The sequence below is a fragment of the Streptomyces sp. NTH33 genome, from assembly GCF_003236365.1.
In the GTDB taxonomy this organism is placed as follows: Bacteria; Actinomycetota; Actinomycetes; order Streptomycetales; family Streptomycetaceae; genus Streptomyces.
Map to the genome: position 1 here is coordinate 1 of NZ_POTZ01000307.1, position 8547 is coordinate 8547.

An 8547-nucleotide genomic window follows, 5' to 3' on the forward strand; every position below is an offset into this window, starting at 1 on the left:
GTACTCGGTGCGGCCCTGGGTGCGGATCGGCTGGACCGGGGCGGCGGCGGGGCCGCCCCAGCGCGGCGGGTCGGCGGGCAGCAGCTCTAACTGCTCTTCGCTGCTCACCTGATGGCCTCGCCCGGATGCTCTGGCCCGGTCCGCACCGCGGCCACGGTGGGCAGGGTGAGCGTGATCGGGCGGACGATGTCCCTGCGCGGCCAGGTGTGCAGGTTCGGGCGGCGGATGAAGTGCGCCAACTCGAGCTCGTTGAGGGCCTGGCGGACCTTCCGGCCCTCCATGCGCATCAGGGCGCACAGGGACTCGGCGTGCTGGATACCGCCCGCGGGCAGGCACCCGGCGGCATCCGCGTGGTGGGACAGGATCAGGCCGAGCAGGCGCAGGTCGCGGCGCACGGTGCTGGTGAGCAGCGCGCGCTCCCACACGGCCCGGTCGTAAGCGGCGGTCGGGACGGGGGCGGCGGGCATCGGTATGGCGGTGGTGCCGGTAGTCATGGGCACCACACGGGTGCGGGCCAGCTGGGCGTTGTCAGGCACGTGCATTCCTGTTCTGTGGTTGGTTGCCCGGGCAGGTGCGGGCGTGGTCTTCGTCGATGTGCTGGGTGAGGGCGGCGACCTTGAGCGGGCCGACGGCCGTTATGTGGCAGCCGTGGCGGCAGGTGAACCGGGCGGCCGGCTGCCGCAGCCACCGGCCGCGGTCCTGGCTGTAGCGGCCGAGATCCACGTGCAGGCCGTACAGGCCAGCGGGGGCCCACCAGCCGGTCACAGCCGCCTACCGGAGGCCGGTGGCCAGAGCCGGGTTCGGACTCGGCCGGGGTACGGCCGCGGCCGACGGGCCGTGGCAAGCGGCCACCGCCAGGACCGCGGCCGCGGCGGCCGCCACTAGGACGGCGAGCGCTCGGATCATCACGACCTCCTCGGCCGGGTTGTGTCGGTGGTGGGCCGCCCGCCCCGGGCCACTGGGCGGGCGGCCCGGTCATCAGGAGCCCCGGGGGGCCGGTACAGGCAGGGGGCGCAGCGTCATGTCGGTGACGACGAACGGCTGGCCCGGCTGGATATCGCCCCGAGCCAGGGCCCGGCTGTAGTGGTGCGCCAGCGCGGTGATCGCCTGATGCGCCAGCGCCTCGGGGCTGCGCTCGGTCTGCGCCAGCACCGCCAGGTCGCGGCGCACCGCCGGCCACCGGCTGAGGTCAGCGTCGGCCAGCGGCTCGGCCACCCGGCGCGGCAGAGCGGCCGGGGGCCGGTCGGCCGCCTCCGGGCGGTGGCCGACCATCACGGCCAGGTGACCGGCCACCCGGTCAGCCACCGGCGCAGCCGGCTGCCGTACCACCTCGGCCACCGGCGGCTGATCAGTCCGGCCACCCCCGCTGACCTGCGGCGCAGAATCGGCAGCCTCTGCGCCGGTGGCCGATCCTGCGGCCGAGGACCCTTCGGCCACCGGCTCCGTCTGGTCGGCCGGTGGCGCGCTCTCGGCCGCGTCCCGGTCGATCTCGGCCAGGTCGCGGGTCACGGTGTCGCGGGAGATGCCCAGCCGGTCGGCCATCTGCCGCAGGCTCAGGTGCGGTTCGGCCGCCCGCAGTTCGGCCACCCGGCGACGGCGCAGTGCGCGGGCGGACGCCGGGCTCACGGCGCGATCTCCTCGGTCGGCCCGCAGGTGCACTCGTCGTAGCGCGCGCCCTGTCCGATCGCACAGGCGCAGTTGTCGCCGTCGCAGTTGTCGCACTCGCTGGGCTCCCTGGTGTCCGGGTCTCCCGGGCACTCGCAGCCGCACACGCATCCCTGACCGCAGGAGCACTGGCACATGCCCTCACCGCACGGCTCGTCGACGCCCAGCTCGGCGTCGTCGTAGGTGTCCCCGCTCACCGGGCGCTCCCGACGTGGACGGGGCGGCCGTCACGGACGATCGTGAGCCGGTGCGGGCCGGCCTCGAACCACAGCTCGTAGATCGGGTCGTCGGCGGCCTCAACGGCGAAGCAGCCGGCCATGCCCTCGGAGCCGGTGGCGTCGGGGAGGGTATGGGCGAGCAGCGTCATGCCCATCAGGCCGCCGTCCTCGGGGCCGACGATGTACGTCTCGCCGAACGCGCTCCCCTGCCCGGCGGCCTCGTAGTGGACGTGGACCAGGTCGCCGGGGCGTACCGGGTACCAGGGCGCGGACTCCAGGTCGGCGCCGGCGGCCATGAGGACGCCGACCTCGCCGAGGATGTCGCGGCGCCGCTTGGCGTCATCGGCCTGGGCGAGCGGGCTCGCCTCCGGCGCGACGTGCGGGCGGCCGTACAGGGCAGTGAACACCCGCTCGGCGAGCGCGGCGGGGCGGCCGGTCCAGCTGTTGCGGCGCTCGCCCGGGCCGGGCAGCGTCTCGGTGACGTCGACGGACAGGAACGCCGGCGTGGCGCCGGGGATGAGGCCCTCGATGGTCTCGGTGATGATCTGCAGGCGCGGGTCGGTGCGTCGCACGGTGGGTCGCACGGTGGTACTCCAGGAAGGTGGTTGGTGCCGGGGTGAGCGGGACGGGTGTCAGGTCGCGTCCCGCCCACCCCGGGGATCAGGTGGTGCGGTTGGCCTTGAGGCGGCGCACCGTGGTGGCGACGGCGGTGACCGGCACCGTGATGCGGTAGCCCTCGCGGGTGAGCTCGGTGGCCTGGGCGCGGGCGATGCGGTAGATCTCCGCCTGGCCGAGCCCGGGGACCTCGATCGAGAGGCGGGCGGCGAGGACGTCGATCGCGGCCTCGGCCACGATCCCGGGACGGGTGCCCATCAGGACGACTCCTCGGGTCGGTGGTGCCGGCCGCCGGCGCGGGCTGCGCGCGTGGTGCGGGCGCGGTGCAGGTCGGCGCGGACGTAGGTGGGCAGCGGTGGCGGGACGGACGGCCTGATGCGCCCCGGCGGGGCCGCGGCGGCGCGCTTGTCTGTGATGCCCTGGACCACCCACCACGCCCCGGCGGCCAGGGCGAGGGCGATCAGCCATTCCACAGCGGTCACCGCAGGCCTCCGTCTTGCTCGTCGAAGTGCACGAGGGCGATGTCGAGGTAGACGGCCTCCGACCAGCGGCCGGCGGTGCCGTCCGGCGGGCTCCACAGCAGGCTCAGGTCCTGCTCGGCCAGGTCGAGCGCGGCCATGGCGATCAGCCGCGGGTCAGCGAGGGGATCGACCTCGAGCAGCTCGGCGTCGTCGGCGGCGTTGTGGGCGGACCAGCCGGTGACGTGCGACCAGGCGAGGGTCAGGCCCTTGCTGCGGACGTCGTCGGTCAGCAGGGTGCTGCCGACCGGCCACACGAAGCGCATGAACAGGACGGGCGCCCGGCGCTTCGCCTCGGGCTGGGCGTCTCGTACCCCGACCTCGAGGACCGCGGGCGGCATGGCAGCGGCGGCGAGGGCGGCGTGCACGGCGTCGGCGTACGGCAGGTGAGGCAGGGTCAGGGACCGGGTGGCCTCGCCCGCGGACAGCTGGCTGCTGCCCGTCTGGGTGCTCTTCCCGGTCCGGGCGGTGCCGGTCTCCTCGATGGCGGTCACTGTGCACCGCCCGCGGCGTCCTTGGAGTCTGCCGAGGACGCCGTGCGCCAGGCGGTGATCTCCTCATGGGTCGGCTGGCGGGTGGCGACGACACTCACCGTGATGCCGTTCACCATCTGTTCGGCGTGGTGGTACTCGAAGGCATGCGCGGTGTTTTTGGCGTCGTGGAAGCGGACGTCCACCTCGGTACCGAGCGCCTCGGCCCACGCACGCACCGCGTCCGTCGCACGCACCGCGTCCGTGTTGAAGATGGAGATCTCGACCTCCGCCTTGGTGGACTCAGGGTCCCGGTACCCGAAGGCGTGGACGCGGACTTCTCCCACGAGCAGGTCGGGGTGCTCGGCGAGCAGCTGGCGGCCGACCTGCGCGGCGCGGAACGCGACCGACTCGAAGGCCTCGATCGTGGCGAGCGGGCTGCGCTCGGTCTTCTCGCTCACCGGGCACCCCCGGCGGCGTAGGCGAGCTCGTCCGGGGTGGCGCAGACCGAGCAGAGGTCGACCATCTGCTGGTTCGGGATCCAGTGGCAGCCGCCCGGGCAGGCCCGGCTGTCGGTGCAGCCGCAGCGCACGCAGCGCGGCTCGTCGTCGTCCTCGACGACCGGTACGGCCGAGGCCTGCTGGTCGGGGTCGACAGCGTCGGCCTGGTCGTCGGCGGCGAGCTCGGCGCCGGCCTCGCTGATGGCGGCCGAGGCGCACCAGGGGTTGCAGTACCAGCGGGCCGGACTGTCTGTGCCGGCGACCTGGACGAGGATCCAGCCCTCCATCGTGGGATCGGCCTCGTCGAGGGTGACCGCCTCGATGCCGCAGTCCGGCGTCGGGCAGGTCTCACCCGTATGCGTGTGGGTGAGCAGCAGGCCACCGAGGGCCAGGCGCTGCTCAGCGCCCAGGGCGAGCGCGGCCTTGCCTCCGTGGGAGGTGGTCAGCGGGACCAGGGTGCGCTCGCGGAGTGTGTCGCCGGAGGGGCCCATCACGATGCCGTCCCAGGTGACTGAGAGCGGCGCCCCGAACGGGGCCTGGGGGTCGGCGGCCGCCAGGATCTCCCGGACGAACATCAGGTCACTGTCGGGGCGCCCGGCAAGTGCCGACCGGATGCCGTCGAGCTGGGCCTTGAAGTGGGCGAGCGACGCCACCTCTTCGCGCAGGCGGGCGATCTCGGCGGCGGACTCGGCGCGGGCCTGCTCACGGGCGCCGTCGGCGATGTCCTGGGCACGCTGCGGGTCGAAGAGCAGCCCCGCGTTCTCCTCGGCCTGGGCGAGCTCGCGCGGCGTGGCAGAGCCGTTCTCCATCGCCGAGGCCATGACCTTGGCGGCGGCCTGCACCGGGGTGGCGTCGGGCACGTGGGTGCCGCAGTACAGAACAGGTGCGCCGGAGTCGTAGCGGCGGCCGCGGGGGTCCGGGTACAGCAGGCTCTCGTTGGTGCCGCACATGAAGCACTCGCGGCCGGCCGGCTCGGGAAACGGCGTCCTCAGGTGGTGGGGCGCGTCCGGCGTCGCCGGCGTCACGGTCGAGGACAGCACCGTGGTGGTCGCGGCCGCGCTGTCCTGCAGGTCCGCGACGGACTGCATGCCGCTGAGGGTGGTCGGCAGCGGTACGGGCACCAGCTGCCGCTGGTACGGGGTTTCGGGGGGCAGCGCCCCGGGGGTCTGGGATGATGCGTTCACGGTCTTCCACTCCTGGTTGAGGAATTAGGTGTGGTTGTGCCGAGGGGTCGTCTCCGGGTAGGGCCGGGGTCGGCCCCGTTCTCGTGCGGTCAGCGGCGGCGGCGCGGTGGCTTGGCGACGAGCTGCTGCACCGGCGGATGCGCGGGGGCCTGCCGGGTGCGGCGCGGCCTGGTCGTGGTGGTGGCCGGCGCGGGCGTGGTGTGCGAGGGGGTGACGGCCAGTGCGTCCATCACTTCGTCGATCTGGGAGCGGCTCCACCCCCACCGGCCGGCGGCCTTCGTCGCCGGTATGCGTCCGGCTCGCGCCTCCTGCTGGAGCCAGTAGGCGGAGACGCCGAGCGCCGTGGCCACCTCCTGGGCGCTGTAGAGCAGGCGGGGCAGGGTGCTCATACAGCGCCCCGCTCGGTGGCCTTGACCTGGGCGGCCAGGTACTTCTCGATGTCTTCGACCGTCGAGACGACGCGGCCGTTCTGTCGCCAGGTGCGGGGGCCGCGGCCCTTGTAGCGCCAGGTGCGGATGGTGTTGGGGCGTACACCAAGGCGCTCGGCGATCTCGTCGATGTAGATCAGGTCAGATGTGGGGCTGGATTGCGCCGCTGCCACGATGTTGATCTCCGTTTCCAGGTATAGATAGGTTGCGCCGATGGGGAGACATGGAGGGCACGCAGAAGCAACTGGCCAAAGAGTTGCGAAACAAGGGCCGACGTCTCCATGTGGACCCGGAACGTCTCCGTTCGTAGATAGCTAACCATACTTAGAGATGATCCGTCTACAGTCGGAGACGCCCGGAACCTTTCCTTGCTTTTGGGACTGGACGCGCTGCGCGAGTCGTAGATAACCGTCTACACTCGGAGCGACAACAGGGCAGTGACCAGCGCTGATGCAGAGTCCGCACGTCTCTGTTCCCGAGACACCTGGGGCCTGTAGGTGGAGGAGCTCATGACGCCAGACCAGCGGCAGGCCGGGACAGAGATTCCCGAGCATCTGTCGCGGTCGTTGGACCGCGATCAGCTGTCACGCATGATCCGCGAGGTGAACGACACCGGAGTCTCCTTCCAGGTCATGGCCGACCGGGCCGCCGCAGCCGGCCACCCGCTGAGCCGCAGCCAATTCCAGAAGCTGGCTGCCAACGTCGTCCGGACAACCCCAGGAAAAGAAGAGGCCCACGCCATCGCAGCCGGCCTGCAGCGCCCTTTGCGCCTGGTGCAGCGCGCGATCGCCGTGCAGTTCCTGGATTACGAGGCGACGGAGCTGGGCGGCTACGGCGACGACGTGCGGGTGATCGTCGCGCACTTGGCTGGGATGGACGAGGTCGACCGCCAGCGATGGCGAGCCATGATCGAGGCAGACGAGCGGGTGCGCGCTGAGGCGCGACACGAAAGCGATTGTGGAGACGCCTGGGACGAAACGTAGTGGCCCTAGTGCATATGCGCTCTGTGTATGTACGGTGACGCACGTAGACGGATGTACACGCCACGTGCGGTTGGGCCGCGCATGCCTGGGGGCTCATGTGATCAATTTCAGAGTCGGGCGGGTGGATCGAGACGGGCCGGTGGTGATCAAAGCCTCTCGCCACGGCGCCACCTTCGTGTTGAGCGATCAGCTTTTCGATGAGGAACAGGCGGCTGCTCTGACCGCGGCCGCCAACACGTGGGTGTGCGCGGTCGACGTCTGGCAGTTGTGGAACGGGGAGATCGTCGACCTCAGCATGGTGGGTTCAGAGCCCTCGGTCCTGGCGCAGGAGCCCGTGCGCTGACATGCAGTAGGAGGGGAACCAAGTGGGGTGGGCTGAGCAGAGGGGGAAGTTCTTCCGGGCCCGATACCGGGATGCGGAGGGCAAAAAGCGCGTCGTCGAGGACGAGCTGGGCGAGCCCATCCTCTACCCCACCGCGGCGAAGGCGAAGAAGGCCGCGCAGGACGCCGAGGCCGCGATCCGGGCGGGGCGCTGGCGCGATCCGTCGCTGGGCACCGAAACCTTCGGGCAGTACGCCAGCCGCTGGTACGCGGGCCAGGAGCTCGCCGAGTCGACGATGCAGAACTACAAGCACCATATTGAGGAACACCTGCTCCCCTACTTCGGCGAGAAGCTGCTGAAGGAAATCGACGCTGCGGACGTGCAGGCGTGGGAGCGCGCCGAGAAAGAGGCTGGCTACGCCCCCTCGAGCATCAAGACCTGGCGGGGCACGCTGCACGTCATGCTGTCCGACGCCCACCAACGTGAGGGGCTCATCACCTCGAACCCGGCCCATCGGCAGCGCGGTCGCGGCCGGCGCGCAGGACGCTCCTCACGCAGGGCCCCCGAGAAGGCGATCACCACGCCGCTCGGCGCGCTGCTGGTGGCCGAGCGGGCCGGACTTCTGGCGGGTCGCGACGACGAGTTCGTCCTGACCCTCCTCATCGCCTACACCGGGATGCGGTGGGGCGAGGTAGTCGGCCTCGAGCGCGAGTACGTACGCGAGCACTCCCAAGCTGTGCGTGTGGAGCACCAGCTGTACGAGATGGACGACGGGTCGCTGCTGCGGTGCCCACCGAAGGAGGACAGCTACCGCACCCTTGATATCCCCGAGTGGCTGTCCCTGCTGCTGGCCAAGTTCCTGGCCGGGCGGAGCCGTACACCCTGCTCCTGCCACGGCAACGTGCATGTCTTCGGTGGCCTCGGCATCGCCAACGGCAGGGCCCGGTCCGGGGTGACACTCCGTCAGGTCGCCGAGCACGCCAGCGTGTCCGTGGGCACCGTGTCGCATGTGCTGAACCACCCGGAGAAGGTGCGGCAGGAGAAACGCGAAGCGGTGGTGGCCGTGATGGAGGAACTCGGATACGTGCGCGGGGGCGGCGGGGAGGCGGCCGCGCACCACCGAAGGAGCGGGTTTGCCACGTGGGTGTTCCACCCGGCGGCGACCGGCTGGTACCCGGCGAAGGCGCCCCAACCGCGGCGCCTGGTCCCCGTTCTCGCCGACCCGTGGCCGGGGGTGCCGGCCCGAGGCCGGGGCGCGGCCTCGCGTGCGGAGGCGTGCTGGGCGCCGGTCGCGCCGAAACTCACGCCGCACGGCCTGCGCCACTTCCACAAGACGACCATGGAGGATCTGGGCACCCCGCCGAAGCTGATGGATGAGCGGATGGGGCACCTGGACGGGTCGGTCCAGGCCCGCTACACCCACATCACGGACGGCATGCGGAAGCGCCTCATGGACGGCCTGACCGAGGTGTGGGAGGACGCGCTCGATGCGCGGCTGGCGATGCACCCGCGGTCGGCGGTGCCGGCGCTGGACCGGCTGCTGGCCGAGCGGGCCGGGACGGCTGCCTCGGTGACGCGGCTGAGGGCCGTGGGGGCATGATCGCGATTTTGCCCCCAGTCTGCCCCCGGATGATCTGCCCCCAG

The 8547-nt window shown here is 71.9% G+C and carries 15 protein-coding genes; 3 read left to right on the forward strand and 12 right to left on the reverse strand.

The window, feature by feature from the left end:
* Positions 1-104: 104 nt before the first annotated feature.
* The 12 genes from C1I97_RS25170 to C1I97_RS25220 all read right to left on the reverse strand — a co-directional run bounded on the left by C1I97_RS25170 (position 105) and on the right by C1I97_RS25220 (position 5771).
* A complete protein-coding gene (locus tag C1I97_RS25170) occupies positions 105-536 on the reverse strand; it encodes a hypothetical protein (protein ID WP_111005453.1) in 432 nt (143 codons plus the stop codon).
* Positions 529-765 (reverse strand): hypothetical protein, encoded by a 237-nt coding sequence (locus C1I97_RS25175; RefSeq protein WP_111005454.1) that lies wholly within the window; start codon positions 763-765, stop codon positions 529-531. Before C1I97_RS25175 ends, C1I97_RS25170 begins: the two co-directional genes overlap by 8 nt.
* A 213-nt stretch (positions 766-978) precedes the next feature.
* Positions 979-1626, reverse strand: coding sequence for an HTH domain-containing protein (locus C1I97_RS42515; RefSeq protein WP_181446902.1), 648 nt, complete (start codon positions 1624-1626; stop codon positions 979-981).
* On the reverse strand, positions 1623-1862 hold the full coding sequence (locus tag C1I97_RS40110; protein WP_181446903.1) for a hypothetical protein: 240 nt from the start codon (positions 1860-1862) through the stop codon (positions 1623-1625). Before C1I97_RS40110 ends, C1I97_RS42515 begins: the two co-directional genes overlap by 4 nt.
* The gene (locus tag C1I97_RS25185; RefSeq protein WP_111005456.1) at positions 1859-2467 is read right to left on the reverse strand and encodes a hypothetical protein; all 609 of its coding nucleotides are present in this window, start codon (positions 2465-2467) and stop codon (positions 1859-1861) included. Before C1I97_RS25185 ends, C1I97_RS40110 begins: the two co-directional genes overlap by 4 nt.
* A 76-nt stretch (positions 2468-2543) precedes the next feature.
* A complete protein-coding gene (locus C1I97_RS25190; RefSeq protein WP_111005457.1) occupies positions 2544-2756 on the reverse strand; it encodes a hypothetical protein in 213 nt (70 codons plus the stop codon).
* Positions 2756-2980: a hypothetical protein gene (locus C1I97_RS25195; RefSeq protein WP_111005458.1), complete on the reverse strand. Its 225-nt coding sequence runs from the start codon at positions 2978-2980 to the stop codon at positions 2756-2758. Before C1I97_RS25195 ends, C1I97_RS25190 begins: the two co-directional genes overlap by 1 nt.
* Positions 2977-3510: a hypothetical protein gene (locus C1I97_RS25200; protein ID WP_111005459.1), complete on the reverse strand. Its 534-nt coding sequence runs from the start codon at positions 3508-3510 to the stop codon at positions 2977-2979. Before C1I97_RS25200 ends, C1I97_RS25195 begins: the two co-directional genes overlap by 4 nt.
* Entirely contained in the window at positions 3507-3947 is a 441-nt protein-coding gene (locus C1I97_RS25205; protein ID WP_111005460.1) for a hypothetical protein, read from the reverse strand. Before C1I97_RS25205 ends, C1I97_RS25200 begins: the two co-directional genes overlap by 4 nt.
* Positions 3944-5170 carry a hypothetical protein gene (locus tag C1I97_RS25210; protein ID WP_111005461.1) on the reverse strand — a complete coding sequence of 409 codons (1227 nt, stop codon included), beginning with the start codon at positions 5168-5170 and terminating at the stop codon, positions 3944-3946. The genes C1I97_RS25205 and C1I97_RS25210 overlap by 4 nt, the downstream gene beginning before the upstream one ends.
* 89 nt (positions 5171-5259) lie before the next feature.
* The gene (locus C1I97_RS25215; RefSeq protein WP_111005462.1) at positions 5260-5559 is read right to left on the reverse strand and encodes a helix-turn-helix domain-containing protein; all 300 of its coding nucleotides are present in this window, start codon (positions 5557-5559) and stop codon (positions 5260-5262) included.
* Positions 5556-5771, reverse strand: coding sequence for a helix-turn-helix domain-containing protein (locus C1I97_RS25220; protein WP_111005463.1), 216 nt, complete (start codon positions 5769-5771; stop codon positions 5556-5558). The genes C1I97_RS25215 and C1I97_RS25220 overlap by 4 nt, the downstream gene beginning before the upstream one ends.
* Positions 5772-6107: 336 nt before the next feature.
* On the opposite strand from C1I97_RS25220, the gene C1I97_RS25225 reads away from it, so the two are divergent.
* The 3 genes from C1I97_RS25225 (at position 6108) to C1I97_RS25235 (ending at position 8503) form a co-directional block, all read left to right on the forward strand.
* Positions 6108-6581: a hypothetical protein gene (locus C1I97_RS25225; protein WP_111005464.1), complete on the forward strand. Its 474-nt coding sequence runs from the start codon at positions 6108-6110 to the stop codon at positions 6579-6581.
* A 97-nt stretch (positions 6582-6678) separates the two neighbouring features.
* Positions 6679-6924, forward strand: a complete 246-nt coding sequence (locus C1I97_RS25230; RefSeq protein WP_146608283.1) for a hypothetical protein — start codon at positions 6679-6681, stop codon at positions 6922-6924.
* A gap of 22 nt (positions 6925-6946) precedes the next feature.
* Positions 6947-8503 carry a LacI family DNA-binding transcriptional regulator gene (locus C1I97_RS25235; RefSeq protein WP_111005466.1) on the forward strand — a complete coding sequence of 519 codons (1557 nt, stop codon included), beginning with the start codon at positions 6947-6949 and terminating at the stop codon, positions 8501-8503.
* The last annotated feature ends 44 nt before the right edge of the window (positions 8504-8547 follow it).